The organism is Pseudomonas sp. NFACC43, from assembly GCF_900119645.1.
In the GTDB taxonomy this organism is placed as follows: domain Bacteria; phylum Pseudomonadota; class Gammaproteobacteria; order Pseudomonadales; family Pseudomonadaceae; genus Aquipseudomonas.
Window position 1 is genome coordinate 41,021 of record NZ_FPKK01000020.1, and the last position, 20,449, is coordinate 61,469.

The 20,449-nt window shown below is 64.4% G+C and carries 22 protein-coding genes; 17 read left to right on the top strand and 5 right to left on the bottom strand.

Features of this window, described 5'->3' with window-relative positions; all coding sequences use genetic code 11:
- Positions 1 to 10 precede the first annotated feature (10 nt).
- The gene (locus BT179_RS24390) at positions 11 to 1,690 is read right to left on the bottom strand and encodes a cytochrome D1 domain-containing protein (protein WP_072432088.1); all 1,680 of its coding nucleotides are present in this window, start codon (positions 1,688 to 1,690) and stop codon (positions 11 to 13) included.
- 198 nt (positions 1,691 to 1,888) lie between these two features.
- On the opposite strand from BT179_RS24390, the gene BT179_RS24395 reads away from it, so the two are divergent.
- From BT179_RS24395 to BT179_RS24420, 6 genes are all read left to right on the top strand, one after another.
- Positions 1,889 to 2,692, top strand: a complete 804-nt coding sequence (locus BT179_RS24395; protein ID WP_072398795.1) for a CbbQ/NirQ/NorQ/GpvN family protein — start codon at positions 1,889 to 1,891, stop codon at positions 2,690 to 2,692.
- Positions 2,676 to 3,260: a cytochrome c oxidase subunit 3 family protein gene (locus BT179_RS24400; RefSeq protein ID WP_072398794.1), complete on the top strand. Its 585-nt coding sequence runs from the start codon at positions 2,676 to 2,678 to the stop codon at positions 3,258 to 3,260. Before BT179_RS24395 ends, BT179_RS24400 begins: the two co-directional genes overlap by 17 nt.
- Positions 3,261 to 3,272: 12 nt before the next feature.
- Positions 3,273 to 3,527 carry a cytochrome C oxidase subunit IV family protein gene (locus BT179_RS24405; RefSeq protein WP_072398822.1) on the top strand — a complete coding sequence of 85 codons (255 nt, stop codon included), beginning with the start codon at positions 3,273 to 3,275 and terminating at the stop codon, positions 3,525 to 3,527.
- Positions 3,528 to 3,701: 174 nt separating this feature from the next.
- Positions 3,702 to 4,142, top strand: coding sequence for a c-type cytochrome (locus BT179_RS24410; RefSeq protein WP_072398793.1), 441 nt, complete (start codon positions 3,702 to 3,704; stop codon positions 4,140 to 4,142).
- 3 nt (positions 4,143 to 4,145) lie between these two features.
- Positions 4,146 to 5,573, top strand: coding sequence for a cbb3-type cytochrome c oxidase subunit I (locus BT179_RS24415; RefSeq protein ID WP_072398792.1), 1,428 nt, complete (start codon positions 4,146 to 4,148; stop codon positions 5,571 to 5,573).
- 179 nt (positions 5,574 to 5,752) lie between these two features.
- On the top strand, positions 5,753 to 7,591 hold the full coding sequence (locus BT179_RS24420; protein ID WP_072398791.1) for a nitric oxide reductase activation protein NorD: 1,839 nt from the start codon (positions 5,753 to 5,755) through the stop codon (positions 7,589 to 7,591).
- Positions 7,592 to 7,595: 4 nt separating this feature from the next.
- Here BT179_RS24420 and BT179_RS24425 read toward each other — a convergent pair whose 3' ends face one another.
- The gene (locus BT179_RS24425; protein WP_072398790.1) at positions 7,596 to 7,796 is read right to left on the bottom strand and encodes a protein DnrP; all 201 of its coding nucleotides are present in this window, start codon (positions 7,794 to 7,796) and stop codon (positions 7,596 to 7,598) included.
- Positions 7,793 to 8,476 (bottom strand): Crp/Fnr family transcriptional regulator, encoded by a 684-nt coding sequence (locus BT179_RS24430; RefSeq protein WP_072398789.1) that lies wholly within the window; start codon positions 8,474 to 8,476, stop codon positions 7,793 to 7,795. The genes BT179_RS24425 and BT179_RS24430 overlap by 4 nt, the downstream gene beginning before the upstream one ends.
- Positions 8,477 to 9,059: 583 nt before the next feature.
- Here BT179_RS24430 and BT179_RS24435 point away from each other — a divergent pair.
- Together BT179_RS24435 and BT179_RS24440 are read left to right on the top strand one after the other, a co-directional pair.
- Positions 9,060 to 10,250 carry an NnrS family protein gene (locus tag BT179_RS24435; protein WP_072432087.1) on the top strand — a complete coding sequence of 397 codons (1,191 nt, stop codon included), beginning with the start codon at positions 9,060 to 9,062 and terminating at the stop codon, positions 10,248 to 10,250.
- A 22-nt stretch (positions 10,251 to 10,272) separates the two neighbouring features.
- Positions 10,273 to 10,713 carry a hypothetical protein gene (locus BT179_RS24440; RefSeq protein WP_072432086.1) on the top strand — a complete coding sequence of 147 codons (441 nt, stop codon included), beginning with the start codon at positions 10,273 to 10,275 and terminating at the stop codon, positions 10,711 to 10,713.
- A 108-nt stretch (positions 10,714 to 10,821) separates the two neighbouring features.
- Here BT179_RS24440 and ytfE read toward each other — a convergent pair whose 3' ends face one another.
- Positions 10,822 to 11,496: an iron-sulfur cluster repair protein YtfE gene (gene ytfE / locus BT179_RS24445; protein WP_072432085.1), complete on the bottom strand. Its 675-nt coding sequence runs from the start codon at positions 11,494 to 11,496 to the stop codon at positions 10,822 to 10,824.
- Between the two features lie 159 nt (positions 11,497 to 11,655).
- Here ytfE and norR point away from each other — a divergent pair, with 159 nt between their 5' ends.
- The 8 genes from norR (at position 11,656) to BT179_RS24485 (ending at position 18,681) form a co-directional block, all read left to right on the top strand.
- The gene (gene norR, locus BT179_RS24450; RefSeq protein WP_072398785.1) at positions 11,656 to 13,188 is read left to right on the top strand and encodes a nitric oxide reductase transcriptional regulator NorR; all 1,533 of its coding nucleotides are present in this window, start codon (positions 11,656 to 11,658) and stop codon (positions 13,186 to 13,188) included.
- Between the two features lie 123 nt (positions 13,189 to 13,311).
- Complete coding sequence (gene pdxH / locus BT179_RS24455) at positions 13,312 to 13,959, top strand: pyridoxamine 5'-phosphate oxidase (protein WP_072432084.1); 648 nt, start codon at positions 13,312 to 13,314, stop codon at positions 13,957 to 13,959.
- 91 nt (positions 13,960 to 14,050) lie between these two features.
- Positions 14,051 to 14,605 carry a molybdenum cofactor biosynthesis protein B gene (gene moaB, locus BT179_RS24460; RefSeq protein WP_072398783.1) on the top strand — a complete coding sequence of 185 codons (555 nt, stop codon included), beginning with the start codon at positions 14,051 to 14,053 and terminating at the stop codon, positions 14,603 to 14,605.
- The gene (glp, locus tag BT179_RS24465; RefSeq protein ID WP_231991067.1) at positions 14,587 to 15,849 is read left to right on the top strand and encodes a molybdopterin molybdotransferase MoeA; all 1,263 of its coding nucleotides are present in this window, start codon (positions 14,587 to 14,589) and stop codon (positions 15,847 to 15,849) included. The genes moaB and glp overlap by 19 nt, the downstream gene beginning before the upstream one ends.
- 82 nt (positions 15,850 to 15,931) lie before the next feature.
- Positions 15,932 to 16,927 (top strand): ubiquinone anaerobic biosynthesis protein UbiU, encoded by a 996-nt coding sequence (locus BT179_RS24470; RefSeq protein WP_072398781.1) that lies wholly within the window; start codon positions 15,932 to 15,934, stop codon positions 16,925 to 16,927.
- Between the two features lie 10 nt (positions 16,928 to 16,937).
- Positions 16,938 to 17,828 (top strand): U32 family peptidase, encoded by an 891-nt coding sequence (locus BT179_RS24475; protein ID WP_072398780.1) that lies wholly within the window; start codon positions 16,938 to 16,940, stop codon positions 17,826 to 17,828.
- Positions 17,822 to 18,292, top strand: coding sequence for a ubiquinone anaerobic biosynthesis accessory factor UbiT (locus BT179_RS24480; RefSeq protein ID WP_072398779.1), 471 nt, complete (start codon positions 17,822 to 17,824; stop codon positions 18,290 to 18,292). Before BT179_RS24475 ends, BT179_RS24480 begins: the two co-directional genes overlap by 7 nt.
- On the top strand, positions 18,292 to 18,681 hold the full coding sequence (locus tag BT179_RS24485; protein WP_072432083.1) for a putative zinc-binding protein: 390 nt from the start codon (positions 18,292 to 18,294) through the stop codon (positions 18,679 to 18,681). Before BT179_RS24480 ends, BT179_RS24485 begins: the two co-directional genes overlap by 1 nt.
- A 170-nt stretch (positions 18,682 to 18,851) precedes the next feature.
- Here the strand turns inward: BT179_RS24485 and BT179_RS24490 are convergent, their stop codons facing one another.
- Positions 18,852 to 19,529, bottom strand: a complete 678-nt coding sequence (locus BT179_RS24490) for a Crp/Fnr family transcriptional regulator (protein WP_072432082.1) — start codon at positions 19,527 to 19,529, stop codon at positions 18,852 to 18,854.
- Between the two features lie 315 nt (positions 19,530 to 19,844).
- On the opposite strand from BT179_RS24490, the gene BT179_RS27345 reads away from it, so the two are divergent.
- Entirely contained in the window at positions 19,845 to 20,447 is a 603-nt protein-coding gene (locus BT179_RS27345) for a transposase (RefSeq protein ID WP_072398776.1), read from the top strand.
- Positions 20,448 to 20,449: the final 2 nt, after the last annotated feature.

Here is a 20,449-nt window from a genome sequence, read left to right on the forward strand (position 1 = left end):
TTGATGGGGCTCAATAGATGTCGTGTTGGGTGTTGTAGACGTTGAATTTTCCGGTCGGGGTGATCAGGCGCTTGTCCTTGATCACGTTCTTGACCTTGAGGGTCTTGTCGTCGATCACCACCAGCGCCGACTCGTCTTCCTGACCACTCCAGACCGAGAACCAGACCTCATCGCCGGCCTTGTTGTATTCCGGTTGCACCACTCGCAGCGCGCCTTTCCTGATTCCGGCGTATTCGGCGATCGGCAGCACCTTGTAGCCGGCGTCGAGCTTGTCGATGTCGAACACCGCCACCGACTGGCTGAGCTTGGCGTCGGGGCTCAGGGTGGTGTCGACGTACAGGTGACGGGACTGGGGATGGGTCTTGATGAACAACGAACCGCCGCCCTGGCCCTGGAGCGAGCCGACCTGCTTCCAGGCATATTGCGGATGCTTGAGCGGGTCGGTGCCGATCAGCGAGACCCCGGCGTCGCCCAGGTGGCTGGTGGCCCAGACGGGGCCGTAGAGCGGGTGGTCGAAGTTGGCGCCACGACCCGGGTGCGGGGTCTTGCCCACGTCCACCAGGGCGGTGAGCTTGCGCTCCTTGGAATCGATCACCGCGACCTTGTTGGAGTTGTTGGCGGCCGTCATGAAGTAGCGGTGGCTGCTGTCCCAACCGCCGTCATGGAGGAATGGCGCGGCGTCGATGCTGGTGATGGTGAGGTTCTTGATGTCCTGGTAGTTGACCAGCATCACCTTGCCGGTTTCCTTGACATTGACGATGAACTCCGGCCATTCGTGAGACGCGATGATGGCCGCGACCCGGGGCTCGGGATGGTATTGCTGGGTATCGACCGTCATGCCCCGGGTCGAGACGATCTGCCTGGGCTCCAGGGTCTCGCCGTCCATGATGGTGAACTGCGGCGGCCAGTACGAACCGGCTATGGCGTACTTGTCTTCATAGCCCTTGAACTTGGAGGTTTCCACCGAGCGGGCCTCGATGCCCACCTTGATTTCGGCGACCTTGGTCGGCTCCTTCGGCCACAGGTCGATCATGTCGATCTTGGCGTCCCGGCCGATCACCAGCAGGTAGCGTCCCGAAGCGGAGATGCGAGAAATGTGCACCGCATAGCCGGTGTCGATCAGCTTGACGATCTGCTTGCTGTCCCCGTCGATCAGGGCGATCTTGCCATCGTCGCGCAGGGTCACCGAGAACAGGTTCTGCAGGTTCAGGGAGTTGAGTTGCCGGGTGGGCCGATCCTCAGGCTTGACCAGCACTTTCCAGGTCTTGAGCGTCTCGGCCATGCCCCATTCAGGGGGTGTCGGCGGGGTGTGCTGGATAAACTTGGCCATGACCGTGATCTGGTCCTTGGTCAGGGCGTTGGAGGTGCCCCAGTTCGGCATGCCGGCGGCCGAGCCGTAGGTGATCAGCGCTTCCAGATAGGCCTGGCCGCGCGACTGGGTGATGTCCGGTGTCAGCGGCTTGCCGGTGGCGCCTTTGCGCAGGACACCGTGGCAGCCGGCGCAGCGCTGGAAATAGATTTCCTTGGCCGCGTCGAAGTCGGCCTGGCTCAGGTCCGGTGCGCCTTCGGTCTTGACCAGGCGAGGCTGGTCGGGGGCGGCGGATTGGTCGGCGAAGGCGTGGGACGCCACCAGCGCGGTACACAGCGCCGTGACCCTCAGGACCCACGATTTTTTGTGGCTGATCAGCATTCCATTTCTCCTCAGGCATGACCCGCGCTGCGCTGTAATGGATGTTCGGCGCGCAGGTTCCGGGTGCGATGCAAGGCTATTCCCTGGCCTGTGATTACTCGCTTGACGTCGATCAAGTTTGCCCGCCGAGCTCCTTGCCAGGTTGTCGCAGGGGCCCGTAGCGTGGCCGGTAATCGTATTGTTCCAGCAGGCCTTGCCATGAACCCGAGCCACACGCTCCACCAACCGGACGAGCCTTTCTATCAACCCCAGGACAACGAACCTGCGCTGTTCGAGCAGGCCTGGCGCCATGGCATGCCGGTGCTGATCAAGGGGCCCACGGGTTGCGGCAAGACCCGTTTTGTCCAGCACATGGCCCACCGCCTCAAACTGCCGCTGTACACGGTGGCGTGCCACGACGACCTGAGTGCCGCCGACCTGGTGGGCCGCCACCTGATCGGCGCCCAGGGCACCTGGTGGCAGGACGGACCATTGACCCGCGCGGTGCGCGAGGGCGGCATCTGCTACCTGGACGAAGTGGTGGAGGCGCGCCAGGACACGGCGGTCGTTTTGCATCCGCTGGCCGACGATCGCCGCCAGCTGTATCTGGAGCGCACCGGCGAGGTGCTCCAGGCGCCGCCGTCGTTCATGCTGGTGGTGTCTTACAACCCGGGTTACCAGAACCTGCTCAAGGGCATGAAACCCAGCACGCGCCAGCGTTTCGTGGCGATGCGCTTCGGTTATCCTGCGGTGCCGGACGAGGAGCGCATCGTGGCTCGCGAGGCCGCGGTGGACCCGGCCCTGGCGGCCCAGGTGGTGCGGTTGGGACAGGCGTTGCGCCGGCTCGACCAGCATGACCTGGAAGAAGTGGCATCGACCCGCCTGTTGATATTCGCGGCGCGGATGATCGGCGCCGGGATGGAGCCGCGCCAGGCCTGCCTGGCGTGCCTGGCCGAGCCGTTGAGCGACGATCCGCAGACCGTCGCGGCGTTGATGGAAGTGGTCGATGTCCACTTCGGTTGAGCCCGTGGCGGTGGCCCGGCGTTTGCCGGGTGACCTGGCGATGTGGTTTTTCATCCTCGCCGAATTGTCGGTGTTCGCACTGCTGATCCTGGCCTTCACCGTCGCCCAGGCGTTGCATCCGCAAATGTTCAGCGAAGGCCGGCAACTGCTGGATCGCTCCACCGGCCTGGCCATGACCCTCAGCCTGCTCACCGCCGGACTGTTCGCCGCACTGGCCCAGGAACAGGTCCGGCAGGATCGGCCACGGCGGGGCGCGGTGTCGCTGTGGCTGGCGTTGCTGTTCGCGTCGGGCTACGTGGGGATCAAACTCACCGAATATGCCCATCTTTCGGCTAGCGGCCTGGGCCTGGAGCGCAACACGTTTTTCACGTTGTACTGGATCCTCACGGCGTTCCATTTCCTGCATGTGCTGCTGGGCATGGTGATCCTCGGCTGGCTGGCCGAGCGCTGCCGGCGGCGTCGCCATGATTCGCAGCGTTGCAGCGGGTTGGAGTCCGGTGTGCTGTATTGGCACATGGTGGACCTGGTTTGGGTGGTGCTGTTTCCGGTTGTCTACGTGCTCGATTGAGCGGAGGTGCTCGTGCCGGCTTCCCGTGTCCTGATCGCCTGCTGGTCGATGCTGGTCGTGCTGAGCATCGGTACTGTCGCCCTGGGCCAGGTCGCCGCCACCGGGCTGGTATCCATCGCCATCCTGGCGGTCGCGGTGGGCAAGGCCTGGTTGATCGCCGACGGCTTCATGGAACTGCGCCATGCGCCGCGGTTGTGGCGTTGGTTGGTGCTGAGCTGGGCGGTGCTGTTGGCGAGTGTAATAGGGATCGTCATCACACCCGCCTGAACCTGTGAACACAGAATCCCTCGCCACAAAACAACCCCTGCCATAAAAGCTCACCTGCCTTTTGGGCGGTGGCGGAACAACCCACCAAAACCATCGGAGATTCTTGATTGCCATCAAGCGGTTTCAGAGCCCTCGCTTCCTAGAATGAACACGCCAAGCAATGAGGAAGTGACCATGTCAGATACCTTCACCAAAGGCATGGCCAGGAATATTTATTTCGGGGGGAGCATCTTCTTCTTCCTGATATTCCTGGCCCTGACCTACCACACCGAACAGACCTTTCCAGACCGTAGCAACCAGGCCCAACTGAGCGAGTCGGTGATTCGCGGCAAGGGCGTCTGGGAGCGCAACAACTGCATCGGTTGCCACACGCTGCTGGGCGAGGGCGCTTATTTCGCGCCGGAGCTGGGCAATGTGATCAACCGGCGCGGTGGCGAGGAAGCCTTCAAGCCGTTCCTCCAGGCCTGGATGAAAATGCAGCCCTTGGGAGCCCCTGGGCGCCGGGCCATGCCGCAGTTCAACCTGAGCGAGCAGGAAGTCGACGACCTCGGCGAATTCCTCAAGTGGAGCTCGAAAATCAACACCAATGGCTGGCCGCCAAACAAGGAGGGCTGAGAGATGAGCATGGCTAATCCGCATCTGAAATTCGCCTCGCAAGCCGTCGCCAAACCCTACTTCGTGTTTGCCCTGATGCTGTTCCTGGGACAGGTGCTGTTCGGTTTGATCATGGGCCTGCAATACGTGGTCGGCGACTTCCTGTTCCCGCTGATCCCCTTCAACGTGGCCCGCATGGTCCACACCAACCTGCTGATCGTGTGGCTGCTGTTCGGCTTCATGGGCGCGGCTTACTACCTGGTGCCGGAGGAGGCCGATCGCGAGTTGCACAGCCCGAAACTGGCGCTGCTGTTGTTCTGGGTGTTCGCCGCCGCGGGCGTGATGACCATCCTGGGTTACCTCTCGGTACCCTACGCGACACTGGCGAAAGTCACCGGCAACGACCTGCTGCCCACCATGGGGCGGGAGTTCCTGGAGCAGCCGACCATCACCAAGATGGGTATCGTGGTGGTGTGCCTGGGCTTTCTCTACAACATCGGCATGACACTGCTCAAGGGCCGCAAGACCACGGTCAGCATGGTGATGATGACAGGCCTGATCGGCCTGGCGGTGTTCTTCCTGTTCTCCTTCTACAACCCGGAAAACCTGGCCCGCGACAAGTATTACTGGTGGTGGGTGGTGCATCTTTGGGTGGAAGGCGTGTGGGAGCTGATCATGGGCTCGATGCTGGCCTTCGTGCTGATCAAGGTCACCGGCGTGGACCGGGAGGTGGTGGAGAAATGGCTCTATGTGATCATCGCCATGGCGCTGATCACCGGGATCATCGGCACCGGCCACCACTTCTTCTGGATCGGCGCGCCCGAGGTCTGGCTGTGGGTCGGCTCGATCTTCTCGGCCATGGAGCCGCTGCCGTTCCTGGCAATGGTGGTCTTCGCCTTCAGCATGGTGAAGAACCGTCGGCGGCAACACCCGAACCGTGCGGCGACGCTGTGGGCCAAGGGCACCACGGTCACTGCCTTCTTCGGGGCGGGCGTCTGGGGTTTCCTGCACACCCTGGCACCGGTGAACTACTACACCCACGGCTCGCAACTGACCGCGGCCCATGGTCACCTGGCGTTCTACGGCGCCTACGCGATGATCGTCATGACACTGATCAGCTATGCCATGCCGCGCCTGCGCGGACTGGGCGAAGCGGCGGACGAGCGTTCCCAGCGACTGGAAGTCTGGGGCTTCTGGCTGATGACCCTGTCGATGGTAATGATCACCTTGTTCCTCACCGCGGCCGGTGTCGTCCAGGTATGGCTGCAACGCTGGGCGGTGGATGGCAGTGCCTTGCCGTTCATGGCCACCATGGATCAGCTCAAGCCGCTGTTCTGGGCGCGCCTGGTCAGTGGCGTCGGGTTCCTGCTCGGGTTGCTCTGCTACCTGTTCAGCTTCCGTCAACGGGGGCGTGCGGCGCTGCGTGCACCGGCGGCGGTGGTGCCTTCGTGAGTCACCACAGTGGTTAGTCCGGACCCATTTGTGGCAAGGGGATTCATCCCCGCTGGGCTGCGAAGCAGCTCCAAAAGGTCTGCTACTGCGGTGTATCAGACCGGATGCAGGGGCCGATTCACGCCCCAGCGGGATGAATCCCCTCGCCACAATGGGTTCGGCTTAAGAGGAGAATAACCATGGCATTCACCCTGGAGCTGGAAGAATGGGTCGGCAGTGTCTGGCACCGTTTCATCACCCGTCGCGCCAGTGTGGATTTTCCCGAAGCACGGGTGGAATTGAATGCGCGACTACGCGCCCTTCAAGTGCTGTTTCACGCCACGGGCGGTTCTCGCCAGTTGGGTGTGGAGGCGGTCAGCGACCGTGATCTGCTGCTACGTCGCAACCTGTTGCAGCAGATCGCCGGCACCTGCAAGCGAGTACCCCTGGCTTGCTGCGACGGCAATAACCTGCGTCTGCCGGCGAGCCTGGCGGCGTTTCCCGATGTCGGCCTGAACGAAGAGCTGTATCGATGGCTCGCGTTGCTGGCCGCGCAGTCGGGGCCGATGAGGCACTGGGGGCGGGACAACCAGCGCTGGACCCAGGCGGTATTGCAGCGCTACCCGGTGCTGCGTCCTCGCTACCGGCGGTTGGTGGAAACGCACTTGGCGCTGCGCCCCGATCCGGCCACACTCGACCCGGCTGAAGCGGCCCTGGAGCGCGCGTTGTGCCAGGCCCTGCGCGAGCCCGGCAGTGTCGAGCATTTCCCGCGCAGCGAACGGGCAGCCTGGCCGCTTCCGCTCTGGTTATATCCGCCCCGGCATCTGGCCAATCCCCAAGGCGCCGATCTCGAAGAGTCCGATCAGTACCTGGCGACACCGCCGGGTGAACAGCAGGGTGGACGCAAGCGCGCCGAACGCATCGACGAAACCAGTCGTGACGGCGGCCTGCTCATCGTGCGCCTGGAAAACCTGTTCAGTTGGACCGAGCACGTGGACCTGGATCGCTGGTCGGACGACAGCGAGGATCCGCACGCCGCCCGGGTGGCCGAAGACCTCGATCAACTGACCCTGTCGCGCACGCGGTTGCGCAAGGGCGGTGGCTTGAAACTGCATCTGGACCTGCCGCCAGCCGACGCGGATGACATGCCGCTGGGCGAAGGCATCCTGTTGCCGGAATGGGACTACCGCAAACAGCGCCTACAGGATGATTTCGTCAGCTTGCAGACGTTTGCTCCTCGCGACTGCGAACCCCAACCGTTGCCAGCACGTCTGCGTTCCCCGGCCCAGCGGTTGCGCCGCCAGTTCGAGCATCTGCGCAACGACCGGCAGTGGTTGCGCCAGCAAACCCAGGGTTCGGAACTGGATCTGCAGGCCTGGCTGGATTTTCACGTCGAGCGCCGGCAAGGACCGTGCAGCGAGCGTGGCCTGTTCATGGAGCAACGCCAGACCCGCCGCGACCTGGCCTGCCTGCTGCTGGCCGACCTGTCGATGTCCACCGATGCCCATCTCAACGATGAGCACCGGGTGATCGATGTGATCCGCGACAGCCTGCTGCTGTTCGCCGAAACGCTGTCGGTGCTGGGGGACGACTTTGCCTTGTACGGCTTTTCATCCCTGCGTCGCCAGCAGGTGCGGATGTATGAGCTCAAGACATTCCACCAGCACTACGATGACCAGGCCCGCGGCCGTATCCAGGGCCTCAAGCCCGGTTATTACACGCGCATGGGCGCCGCTATCCGGCAGGCCACGCAACGCCTGGCAGGCTGCAAGCGGCGTCGCAGGCTGTTGCTGCTGCTCAGTGACGGCAAGCCCAATGACCTGGACCTGTATGAGGGCCGCTACGGTGTGGAGGATACTCGCCAGGCCGTGCTGGAAGCCCGCCGCCAGGGGGTGACGCCGTTCTGCATCACCATCGATCGCGAGGCGGGGGATTATCTGCCGTACATGTTCGGGGCCAACGGCTACACCTTGATTCGCCAGCCCGAGCAACTGCCGCTACGCCTTCCGCAGCTGTACCGGCAATTGACCCAGGATTGAGGTGTCAGGCGATGTCGCGAGGCAACCAGAAGAACATCGCCACGCACAATACCGCCAGCCCTACGCAGAACCAGGTGAAACGGCGCACCCGCCGTGCCCCAGCCAGTGCCGCCTCGGCCGGCAGGGGCATGCCGCACTGGCGGCATTGGGTTTCACTGGCAGGGTTGGCCTGTTGGCAATACAGGCAGATGGGGCGTGGGCTCATTCGAATTGCTCCAGGCGCAGGCGATCGAGGATTGCGATCTGGCGACCGTCCTGGGTGATGATCTTTTCATCGATCAAGCGCCGGATGATTCGCGAAAACGTTTCCGGCTGGATGGACAGGTGGCCGGCGATCAACTGCTTGGCCATCGGCAACTCGAACTGGCTGTCCACGGTTTGCAGGCGTACCAGCTGCGTCAGCAGGTAGCGAACCACGCGGTGGGTGGCGTTCTTCAGCGACAGGGTCTCGATTTCGTTGACCCGTTGATGCAGGCGCACGCACAGCTTGCCGAGCAGGGCGAAGGTCAGCCGGCTGTTGCTTTGCAGCAGGCGCATATAGGTGGCATTGGACAGGCGATACAGCTGGGTCGGGCCGACCGCATCGGCGGAGGCGACATAGTTGGGGGTGTCCATCAGCATCATGGCCTCGGCGAAGGTCTGGCGTTCGCCGATGACCTCGAAGACTTTCTCCTGGCCGTCGGGGGTGAGCCGGTAGATCTTCACCGCCCCGGCAATCACGAAGTAGAACGCCTGCGCCGGTTCGCCCTGGCGGAACAGCGGATCACCCTTGTCGATGTTCAGCAGTTGACTGGTACTCATCAATTCGTCGAGCTGTTCTTCGTTCAGGGGCTCGAACAGATGATGGCTGCGCAAGATCTGGTGATGGACACGGTGGAGCACCATGGCGTGGATCCTTGTGATGGAAAATGAAGGTTCGGGTCAGAGCAGGCTCAGGGACAGACCGCTGGCCAGGGCCACGATGCAGGACAGCACGACGAACCAGGCAAGCGGCAAAGCGACATGTTTCATGGGGCACCCCAGGGCAGAAGACTATGCCGTCCCTGAGCAAGAGGCGGGCCAGGGGGCCGAGCGTGGTTCCCTGGGGCTTTGTCGTCGATGAGGGTAAAAATTACCCTGATAGATCAGGGTAAAAACAACCCTGAACGGGTAATAACTACCTTTCCTGCTACAGTTTTTTCGGACGATGGACAGGCTTTCCATCGCCGCGTGGCTGTCGGTTCCGTGTCCGACACGCCTCGCAGCCCCGGCCAGCCCCGCTCCCGCAGGGTTGCGCCGGGTCTGCCTGGGCAGGGCCTGGGGAGCGTGGTCGTGTCCGGCAAGCCCCTTGCAAGTGAGGGTCGAAGGCGCAGCGTCGCCGACGGGCTGGCTTGATCTGAGACAAGGCCGGTCTGCGGCGATAGCCGATCATTCGAACCCTGATTTGTCGTACCTCCCTGGCGAGCCAGATGAGGCAAAGGAGTGGTGTATGCAAGTGCTCGACCGTCGCAAGGCCATGGCCATCCTGCCGTTGTGGCGCCTGGCGTTCCGGCCGTTTTTCCTGGCCGGCTGCGTGCTCGCCCTTGTGGCGATACCGTTGTGGCTGTCGGTGTTCACAGGGCACCTGTCGGCCTGGCAGCCGGCGGGCGGCTGGTTGGCCTGGCACCGTCATGAGCTGCTGTTCGGCTTCGGCCTGGCGATCATCGCCGGGTTCCTGCTGACGGCGGTACAGACCTGGACGGGGACGCCGGGGCTCAGCGGCAGGCGCCTGGCGGCCCTGGCGATGGTTTGGCTGGGGGCGCGTCTGGCCTGGCTGGGCGCGGCACCCTGGCCGTTGCTGCTGGTGTTGGAGCTGGGATTCGCCGTGGCGGTGGCGGCCTTGATGGGCAGCATGCTGTGGCGCGTGCGGCAGAAGCGCAATTACCCGGTCGTGCTGGTGTTGCTGTTGCTGGCCGCGGCCGATGGGTTATCCATCTATGGCCTGGCCCGGCATGACGACGCTCTGCAGCGCCAGAGCGTGCTCACTGGCCTGTGGCTGGTGGCGGCGATGATGGGGTTGATCGGCGGGCGAGTCATTCCGTTCTTCACCCAGCGAGGCCTCGGCCGGGTAGAGGGCGTTGCCCCCTGGCCGTGGCTCGACTGGCTGCTGCTGGCGGGGTCGGCATGGGTGGCGCTGCTGTACGCGTTCGGCACGGCGCTGACCGTCAACCCCGTGTGTGGCCTGCTGTTCGCCGGGCTGGCGGTCGGGCACGGAATTCGTCTGGTGCGTTGGCATGATCGGGACCTGTGGCGGGTCCCGCTGCTGTGGTCGCTGCACCTGGCCTATGCCTGGCTGGTGCTGGCTTGCCTGGGCATGGCGCTCTGGCATTTCGGCGTGCCGCTGAATCCGAGCCTGGCGGTGCACAGCCTGAGCATCGGCGCCATGGCCGGGTTGATCCTGGCGATGATCGCACGGGTCAGCCTGGGCCATACCGGGCGACCGCTCGAGCCGCCGTCGGGCATGACCCTGGCGTTCATCCTGCTCAACCTCGCCGGCCTGAGCCGCGTGTTGCTGGTGATGGTGTTTCCGTTGGCCGCCCTTTGGCTGGCGGGACTCTGCTGGACGCTGGCGTTCGGGCTCTATGCCTGGCGCTACGGTCCGATGCTGTTGCAGGCCCGGGTGGACGGGCATCCGGGATGAGTCCTGCGGACGGAGGCGAACGATGATGTATGGGGTCTTGCTGGTCACGCATCTGTTGGCGGCCATCGCCTTCATCGGCACCTTGTTTTTCGAGGTGTGCATCTGGCACGCGGCCCGCCGGCCTCTGGCCGAAGGTGCACGGGAGGCTGCCGAGCAGGCCATCGCCCGACGCTCGCGCCATGTGCTGCATGGTGTGGTGCTGTTGCTGTATGGCGCCGGTATCGGCCTGGCCTGGCAGCATCGTGGCGCATTGAGCCAGCCCTTGAGCAACAGCTTCGGCCTGCTGCTGAGCCTGAAGATCCTGTTGGCTTCGAGCATCATCGGACACTATCTGTTGCTGGCCTACTGGTTGACCCGTGGTCGGCTGAGCCCGTCGCGAGGCTGCTGGCTGCGGCGCAGTATCCTGGCACACATGGTGTTGATCGTGGTGTTGGCCAAGGCGATGTTCTATTGGCAGTTTTGAGCAGGGAGGTGAAGGCCAACACTGGATCCAGGAGGGGCCGAACAGGTTGAACGACATCAACCCCCTGCTGGAGCTCGCTTGCACAGGGGGCAATGCGCTGTTTGAGGGTCAGCGAGTCGGCTGCATCGCATTGACGAACAGCACGTTGTTCTCCAGGTGAATGTGCTGCATCAGGTCGTCCCGCAGCTCCACGAGCCCGCGGTACAGGGCGCGCCAGGTATTGCAGGCATCGGCTGGCGGGGTGATCTGGTCGGTGAGGTCCAGCATGATTTCCAGGGCTTCGCCGTGCTGGTCGTGTTCGTAGCGCAGCACCTGGATCGGCGCCGAGGCCCGATCACCGAGTCCGCCTTGCAGCATCGGGAACAGCACCTGTTCCTCCTTGAGCATGTGGCCTTCGAGTTCCTGATACAGGTCCTGCAGGTGGTCGGCCAGGCCGTTGGGGCACGTGGCGCGGGCGCCATGCACCTGTTCCACACGGCGAGCCAGGCGGATCAGTTCCGGCAACTGTTCGCGGTGGCGGGCATGATAGCGTTCCAGGATGTGGGCGATCAGGCGCTCCTGGGGTTCGTCGCGCCAATCATGGCCCGGCTCCCCGGCGGCCTGCAGCGTGCTGAGGGCGTCGGCGATCAGGAGCGGGTTCAGGCCCTTGACCAGGGCCGCTTCGCGCAAGGTCTTCTGTCCGCCGCAGCAGAAGTCGAGGTTGTAATGGTGAAAGGTGCGGGTGGCACCGGGAATGTCACAGGCCAGTTGGCCGAGGCTTCGTTCCAGCAGGTCGAGGTTCATCATGTTTCCTTGGGTTGAATCCCGGGAGGGACAGATGACCGGACGTTGCAGTCCGTGTGCCAGATTCAAGTTACTGAAAGGCAAAGGAAAATTTTTACAGGGGGTGATTATCACCCTGTTTGCAAGGGGTCAAACGAACCCTGGAGGGTACTCATTACCATGCTGCGTGAAAGCCTGGCCGCCGACCTGATCGTCGAGCTGCCCAATGCCGTGCGGTTGCAGCGTCTGGTGCAGACCCTGCGCGAATATTTCAACAGCGGTGCCGTGGCGCTGTTGCGCCTGGACGACGACAGCCTCCGGCCCGTAGCGACCGTGGGCCTGGTCCATGAGGCGCTGGGCCGCCGATTCGTGATTGCCCAGCATCCTCGGTTGGCGGCCATCATGGCGTCGCGCGAGCCCACCTGGTTCGAACCCGACAGTCGCTTGCCGGATCCTTATGACGGCCTGCTCGATCATCATGTGGGCGAGCCGTTGCCGGTGCACGATTGCATGGGTGTGAGCCTGTACGTGGAAGGGCGCCTCTGGGGTGCGATCACCCTGGATGCACTGCACGCCGGCACCTTCGACAGCCGGGCCCGGGAGGAGCTCAAGCGGTGCACCCTGCAAATCGAAGCGGCGGTACGGGTCACCCGGCTCGAACAGGAGAACCGCAGCCTGCGGGCTTCGCGCAGCGACCCCTCGGACCTGCGCCTGCCGGCCGAAGAGGGCGAAATCATCGGCCGCAGCGAAGGGCTGCAGCAGTTGCTCAACGAGCTGGACGTGCTGGCCGATTCCGAACTGCCGGTGCTGTTGCTGGGAGAGACTGGGGTGGGCAAGGAGCTGTTCGCCCGACGTCTGCACCGACTGTCCCGGCGCGGCCGCAAGCCGCTGGTGCAGGTCAACTGCGCGGCGCTGCCGGAGTCCCTGGCGGAGAGCGAGCTGTTCGGCCACGTCAAGGGCGCGTTCTCCGGCGCCACGACCGATCGTGCCGGCCGCTTCGACGCGGCCAATGGCGGCACGCTGTTCCTCGATGAGGTGGGTGAGCTGCCGTTGAGCGTACAGGCCAAATTGCTGCGCACCTTGCAGAACGGCGAGATCCAGCGCCTGGGCGCCGACAAGCCGCTGCACGTCGATGTGCGCATCATCGCCGCCACCAACCGGCATCTGCCCGACAGCATCCGCGACGGGCTGTTTCGCGCCGATCTGTACCACCGGCTTTCGGTCTACCCGGTACCGATCCCGCCCCTGCGCGAGCGCGGCCACGACGTGTTGATGCTGGCCGGGCACTTCCTCGAACTGAACCGCACACGGCTGGGCCTGCGCGGCCTGCGCCTGTCACCGGCCGCCGAGCAGGCGCTGCTGGCGTATACCTGGCCTGGCAACGTGCGTGAGCTGGAACACGTGATCAGCCGCGCGGCATTGAAGGAACTGAGCCGGGGCGCCAACCGCAGCCTGATCATGACCCTGGAACCCCAGGTGCTGGACCTGGATGTCAGCGCCAGCGTCGGCCCCGCGCAAGCCCGGCCGGATTCGCCCGCGCAGACGGACGACGCACCGTTGCTGCCCTTGAATGAAACCGTCGACGCTTGCCAGCGGCAGGCGATTCTCAAGGCCCTGGAGCGCTGCGGGCAGAACTGGGCCGGCGCGGCGCGGTTGCTGGAGGTCGATCCCAGCAACCTGCACAAACTGGCGCGGCGGTTGGGACTCAAATAGCGTTCACCGGGATCGTTGCATTCAACGCGAGCAGGTAGACCGCGCGCCGGCATTGACAACGATCAAGGCTTCCCCAGGCCACAAAATCCACACTGGGCCAAATCCAGAGTGGAACTCATTGCCATGCCCCTATCCCTGGCCGATATGCGCCGCCAATACACCCGCGATGGCCTCGACGAAGCCCAGGCACCGGACGAGCCGCTGGCCCTGTTCGAACGCTGGATACAACAGGCCCGCGACACCGAAAGCCCGCCGGTGGAAGCCAACAGCATGATCCTGGCAACGGTCGACCCGCAGGGGCGGCCCCATGCCCGGGTGCTGTTACTCAAGGGCTTCGACAAGGATGGCTTTGTGTTCTTCGGCAACTATGACAGCGCCAAGGGGCGGGACCTGGCGGTCAACCCCTGGGCCGCCATGACCTTCTTCTGGCCGGGCCTGGAGCGGCAGGTACGCGTCGAAGGGCAGGTCCAAAGGCTCGACCCGGTGCTGTCGGACGAATATTTCCACTCCCGCCCCATGGCCAGTCGCATCGGCGCCTGGGCGTCGCCGCAAAGCGCTCCATTGGAGGGGCGCTTTGCGCTGGAGGCCTCGCTGGCACAAGTCCGAGAGCGTTTTTCGGACCAACCGGTGCCGCGTCCCGAGCACTGGGGTGGCTACTGCCTGTGCCCCGAGCGACTGGAGTTCTGGCAGGGCCGCGCAGACCGTTTGCATGATCGTCTCGATTACCGTCTGCGAGCGGGCATCTGGCAACGCAGCCGCCTCGCACCCTGAGTGCCGGGGGAGGTACCTCCAACGAGGAATAGGCCCGGCGAGGATTGCAGTTCAGGCTGGGCCATCTTTTCTCAAAGGACGGCTGATCCCAATGGCCCATCTGACGCAACGCCACTTTCAACCCTTGAACATCGCGGTGCTGACCATCAGCGATACCCGCAGCCTCGACACCGATACGTCCGGCCAGACCCTCGTCGATCTGCTGCACGCGGCAGGGCACGTGCTGGTCGACCGAGGGCTGGTGAAGGACGACATCTACCAGATCCGTGCCCGTGTCTCGCAATGGATCGCCGCGCCTGATGTGCAAGTGGTGCTGATGACAGGCGGCACCGGTTTCACGCCAAGGGACAACACGCCCCAAGCGGTACTGCCCTTGCTGGACAGGTTGGTGGACGGCTTCGGTGAGCTGTTTCGCCAGGTGTCGCTGGCGCAGATCGGCATGTCCAGCCTGCAGTCCCGGGCGTTGGCCGGCATGAGCAACGGTGTGCTGGTGTGCTGCCTGCCTGGCTCGCCGGGCGCCTGTCGGACCGGCTGGGAACAGATCCTGGTGGGGCAGTTGGACAGCCGCACCGGCCCCTGCAATTTCACGCCTCACCTCAAGCCCCAGGAAGGGAGTGCCCCGACGGCTTGCGAGACACGCTCGTGAGCGGCGGGGGATGCGCCCACGCCTGTGACAGCGGCGTGCTGGTGCCAGTGGACGAGGCGATCCGTCATCTGCTCGACCAGGCCCCGCCGCCACCGGCCATGCAACAGGTTGCCCTGGGCCAGGCGTTGGGCCGGGTGCTGGCCCGCGACGTCATCTGCCCCATGAACCTGCCGGCCTGGGACAACAGCGCCATGGACGGCTACGCCCTGAGGGCCGCTGACTTGCCCGATGGCGGTGGCTATCTGGCGCTGGCCGGGCGAATCGCCGCCGGCGATGAGCCGGGAATGCCATTGAGGGAAGGGCAGGCGGTGCGGATTTTCACCGGTGCGCCGCTGCCGCCCGGCGCTGACACGGTGGTGCCCCAGGAAAGCTGTCGGGTCGAGGAGGCGCGCGTCTGGTTGCCCTCGGTCAGGCGCGGCGATCACGTTCGCAAGGAGGGCGAAGAGCTGCGCCAGGGCGAACGCCTGTTCACCGCCGGCACGCGCCTGCGTGCCCAGGAACTGGGGCTGCTGGCCGGCGCCGGGATCGCTCATGTGCAGGCCTATCGCCCCTTGCGGGTGGGCCTGCTCAGCAGCGGCGACGAGTTGCGAGAGCCGGGGGAGGCATTGGCGCCCGGCCAGATCTACAACAGCAACCGCCACAGCCTCGCGGCGCTGCTGAGAGGCTGGGGTGTCGAGGTGCATGATTTTGGCGTGATGCCTGATCGGTTGCAGGCCAGCCGGCAGGCCCTGGGCCTGGCCGCTGGCGAATGTGACCTGCTGCTGACTTCGGGAGGGGTGTCGGTGGGCGAGGAGGACCACCTCAAGCAAGCTATCGAAGCCCTGGGCAACATCGACCTCTGGCGCCTGGCGATCCAGCCGGGCAAGCCCCTGGCGTTCGGCGACGTGATGGGCAAGCCCTGGATCGGGTTGCCGGGCAATCCGTCGGCGGCACTGGTGACGGCGTTGATCGTGGTGCGTCCATTCCTGTTCCGGGCCCAGGGCCTGGCCGAGGTGCTGCCCGTCCCGTTGCAGTTGCCAGCCGGTTTTGACTGGCAGCATCGCAACAGGCGCCGGCAATACCTGCGCGCCAGGCTGGTCCCTGACGCCAACGGCCACCTGAGCGTGGTGCTGCATCCGCAGCAGGGCTCGGCCATGCTCGCCGCCGCCTGCTGGGCCGACGGACTGGCGGTGGTGGAACGCGATGCCCTGGTGCATCAGCACGACCGGGTGATGTACCTGCCGTTCGCCGCGCTGATGCATTGACGGCAATTGATTGCCGTCAAGGTGCTCGTCCGGGGGCTGGCTAGACTGGGCGACGCTGTCAGTTCTTCCATGAGGATGCCCCATGCAACTGGTTTGCCCGGCAGGTAACCTGCCTGCCCTCAAAGCGGCGGTGCGCCAAGGCGCCGATGCCGTCTATGTCGGCTTTCGCGATGACACCAACGCCCGGCATTTCGCCGGGCTGAACATGGACGACAAGCAATTCGATGCCGCTGTCGCGCATATCCGCCAGCACCAGCGCAAGCTGTACGTGGCGGTCAATACCTACCCTCAGCCCAAGGGGTGGGAGCGCTGGCAGCGGGCGGTGGATCGGGCCGCCGATTTCGGTGTGGACGCCCTGATCGCGGCCGACCCCGGCGTGCTGGGCTACGCCAGCGCGCGCCATCCACAGTTGGCGCTGCACCTGTCCGTACAGGGTTCGGCGACTCACGCCGCGGCCCTGGCTTTCTACGCCCAGCGCTATGACATTCGCCGTGCCGTGCTGCCGCGGGTGCTATCCCTGGCCCAGGTGCGGCAGGTGGCGGCGAGCAGCCCGGTGCCCATCGAGGTCTTCGGTTTCGGCAGCCTGTGCATCATGGCCGAGGGTCGCTGCCATCTGTCCTCCTACATCACCGGCGAATCGCCGAACCTGTGCGGCGTCTGCTCGCCCGCCAAGGCGGTGCGCTGGAGCGAAGATGCCCAAGGCTTGAGCGCCCGCCTGAGTGAAGTCCTGATCGACCGCTACACCCCTGAGGAACCGGCCGGCTATCCGACCCTGTGCAAGGGCCGTTTCCTGGTGGGGGGCAAGCGCTTCCACGCCCTGGAAGAGCCCACCAGCCTGGATACCCTGGACTTGCTGCCGGAACTGGCGGCGGTCGGCGTCGAAGCCGTGAAGATCGAAGGTCGCCAGCGCAGCCCGGCCTACGTCGAACAGGTGACCCGGGTCTGGCGCGCCGCGCTGGATGCACACCAAAGCGCGCCGCAACGGTTCAGGGTTCGTGAAGAATGGCGCCAGGTGCTGGCAGGCTTGTCGGAAGGCAGCCAGACCACCCTGGGCGCCTACCACCGATCATGGCAATGAGGGAGGCCCGATGAAACTCAGCCTGGGACCGGTCCTGTTCTACTGGGACAAAACGCAACTTGGAAACTTCTATGCCGAGATGTCGGCGTTGCCGCTGGATGTGATCTACCTGGGGGAAACCGTCTGTTCGAAACGCCGGGCCTTCTCCCTGGATCAATGGCTGGGCCTGGGCCGTGAGCTGCAGGGATGCAGCCAGGCGCAGATCGTGTTGTCGAGCCTGACACTGATCGAGGCGGCGTCGGAGCTTTCCACCTTGCGTCGGCTGTGCGACAACGGCCAACTGCTGGTGGAAGCCAACGACATGGGGGCGGTGCAGTTTCTGGCCGAGCGCAAGCTGCCGTTCGTGGGCGGCCCGGCGCTGAACCTGTACAACGGTCACGCCCTGGCGCAACTGCTCGACAGCGGCATGCTCCGTTGGGTACCCCCGGTGGAGTGCTCTGCCGCGCTGATCGCCGATGTGCTGGAGCAAGTGCGGGAACTGGACCGTGAGCTGCCTGAGGTCGAGATCTTTTCCTATGGGCATCTGCCCTTGGCCTATTCGGCCCGCTGCTTCACCGCGAGAGCGGAAAACCGGCCCAAGGACGACTGCCAGTTCTGCTGCATCAACTATCCCGACGGCTTGGCCCTGAGCAGCCAGGAGGGGCAGTCGCTGTTCACCCTCAATGGCATCCAGACGATGTCTGGGGAGCCCACCAACCTGTTGGCCGATTACAACGCACTGATGGCCTGTGGCGCGGATGTGCTGCGCCTGAGTCCACGGGCCCAGGGCATGGCCGACGTGGTCCGGGCCTTCGACAGGGTTCGCCAGGGCGAGGCGCCGCCGCTGTTCGTGGAAGGCTGCAACGGTTACTGGCACGGCCAGGCCGGCATGTTGAAAGTAGAGGAGGCGGGACTGTGCTGAATCCGAAGAAGTGGTTGCTCAAGGGTGCCGACCGACTGCTGCCGCTGATGGGCAGGGTTCCCTTCGTGGTGCAGCGCCTGGCATTGCAGCAGGCCCTCAATCGCTGCCTGGCCGAGCCGCTGCGCGACGGCGGGTTCGATGTGCTGCGGGGGCGCTGGTTGTGCCTGCGGATTCCCGACCTGAAGTTGTGCTGGTACCTGACCTTGGGTCGCGATGGGTTGTGCATCGCCGAGCGGGCGCAAGCCCAGGTCACCATCAGCGGCAACTGGCGCGAGTTCCTGTTGCTGGCCAGCCGCCAGGAAGACCCCGACACCCTGTTCTTCCGCCGGCGACTGGTGATCGAGGGTGACACCGAACTGGGGCTGGCAGTGAAGAACCTGATCGACAGCCTCGATCCGGAGGTATTGCCGCCGTGGTTGTGGCGCAATCTGGAGCGGGCGGGCAAGGGCTTGGCGACCGTGTAATGAAGCCTTCGAGCGCGTTGCCCCTGGTGTATTCCTGCTCCGGTTGCTCCAACGTTGCGCAACTGGCCAACAACGTGGCCCTGCGCCTGGACCGCGCTGGTCTGGCCGAGATGTCCTGCATCGTCGGGGTCGGCGGGCATGTGGTGCCGCTAGTCAACAAGGCTCGCTCGGGGCGGCGGATCATTGCCTTGGATGGCTGCCCGTTGCAATGCGTCCAGGCGTGCTTGCAGCAGCACGACCTGGAAGCGGATGTGCACGTGATCCTGAGTCAGTTGGGCTGGCGCAAGCGTTTCGGGGTCGAGTGCTCGCAAGAAGAGGGCGATGCGTTGTTCGAACGGTTGATACCGATGATTGGTGTTGATGATATCGATGGGCCGAGCGGCGAGTAAAAGGCCCATACACCCCCTGCGGCGAGAGGATTTATCCCCGCTGGGCTGCGAAGCAGCCCCAAAGCCTGAGCCTGCGGTGTATCAGGCGGTTGAGGGGGGCGCTGCGCCCCCAGTGGGGATAAATCCTCTCGCCACAGGGGGATGGGATGCCTTGCGTAGAGGATTCGCAGCTATTGCTGGTAATCCGCCAGCGCTTCCTCGGCCAGGATTCGAATGTTGCGTCGCTCCATGGCGATCAGCCCGGCGTCCACCAGGCGATGAAGAATGCGCGAAAAGGTCTCCGGCTGGATCCCCAGCTTGGAGGCCACCAGACGCTTGGATACCTGGAGCACCAGACGACCATCGCGTGGGTCGCGTTCCTGCAAGAGGAAATTGATGACCCGCCGGCTGGCGCTGGCCAGGGTCAGGTTGTCGATGTCCCTGAGGCGCTGATGCAGGTGCACGCTCATGCTCGCCAGGATCGCCAGGCAGACCTTGGGCTGGTCTTCCAGGGCCTTGCGGTAATGGGTGCCCTCGATACTCACCAGCACACTGTCCTTGAGCGCCGACGCGCTCACCGGGTAGCAGCGGGCCTGGCTGAACAGCAGGGCTTCGGCGAAGGTCTGGCCTGGCTGGATGATCTCCACCAGGTTTTCCTGGCCTTCGCCGGTGACCCGGAACAGCTTGACCTGGCCGCTGACCAGCAGGAAAAACCGCTTGGCCGGGTCGCCCTGGTGCATGAGCGTGCTGTTGCAGGCCAGGCGCTTGAGCACCGCCAGGCCGCACACCTCCTCGAAGACACGCTCCGGCAGCTGGCTGAACAGGTGATGACGGCGCAACAGTAGGACGATGGAAGGGTGGGTCAACATGGCGTACCTCCGCGTACCGCCATGGTAGGGCCGGTAGCCTCTTCGGCCTATGCCTCGGCAGGCCTACCTCCGAAGAGGGAGACATCCTCCCGGTACCCATATCGGGTGTGTTGCCGTCATCGCCGACAGGCCCGCTTGCTTGCCCCGATCCGTCCCGCCCGGGATTTTCCGGGATCGAAAAAACGACATGAAGCTTTCATGACAAAAGTTCGGTAGCACATCGCCATTCCCGTCATGCCTGTGTGACGTGTTCGAGAGGGCCTTCGAGGCCTTTCGGAGCCGGGGCGCGAAGCCGGGAGCGAGGCGATGGGAACTATGGAACGTTATTCGAAAGTGGGCATGCAGGAGCTCGACCAGCGGCTGTCGAAAATCGTCGAGGCGGCGCGCAAGCAACCGGTCTCGGTGTATCGCTATGGCGCGCCGTGGGTCTGGATCGTTTCCCAGGATGACTGGCAGGGCGCACTCAAGGAAGTGTCCAGCTACATCCCGCAGGGCCATTCGCTGGTCCTGCTGCGACCACAGATCGACGATCTGCTGGACGAGCATCGTGACGTACTGCAAGGCCTCAACGCCGATGCCGGGATGCGGATCGCACCCCAGACCGCCATGCACATTCTCTTGCTGCAACTGCTCTATTCGGTGCCCAGCGAGCGGCAACTCTACGAGCAACTCAATTACAACCTGCTGTTCCGCTGGTTCGTCGGCCTGGACCTGAACCAGAAGGTCTGGAACTTCAACGTCTTGAGCAAGGACCTCGCCACGCTGCTGGACGATGCGCGAGCGGTGCGGCTCATCCAGAAAATCATCGGTGAAGTGTTCTGTGGCGCCTTGCTGCAAATGCCGGAGTTCTCCTTGAACTTCGCGTTGCTGCACACCTGGCTGGCCCGGCACGCCACGACATCGACAGCCAGCAATTGAGC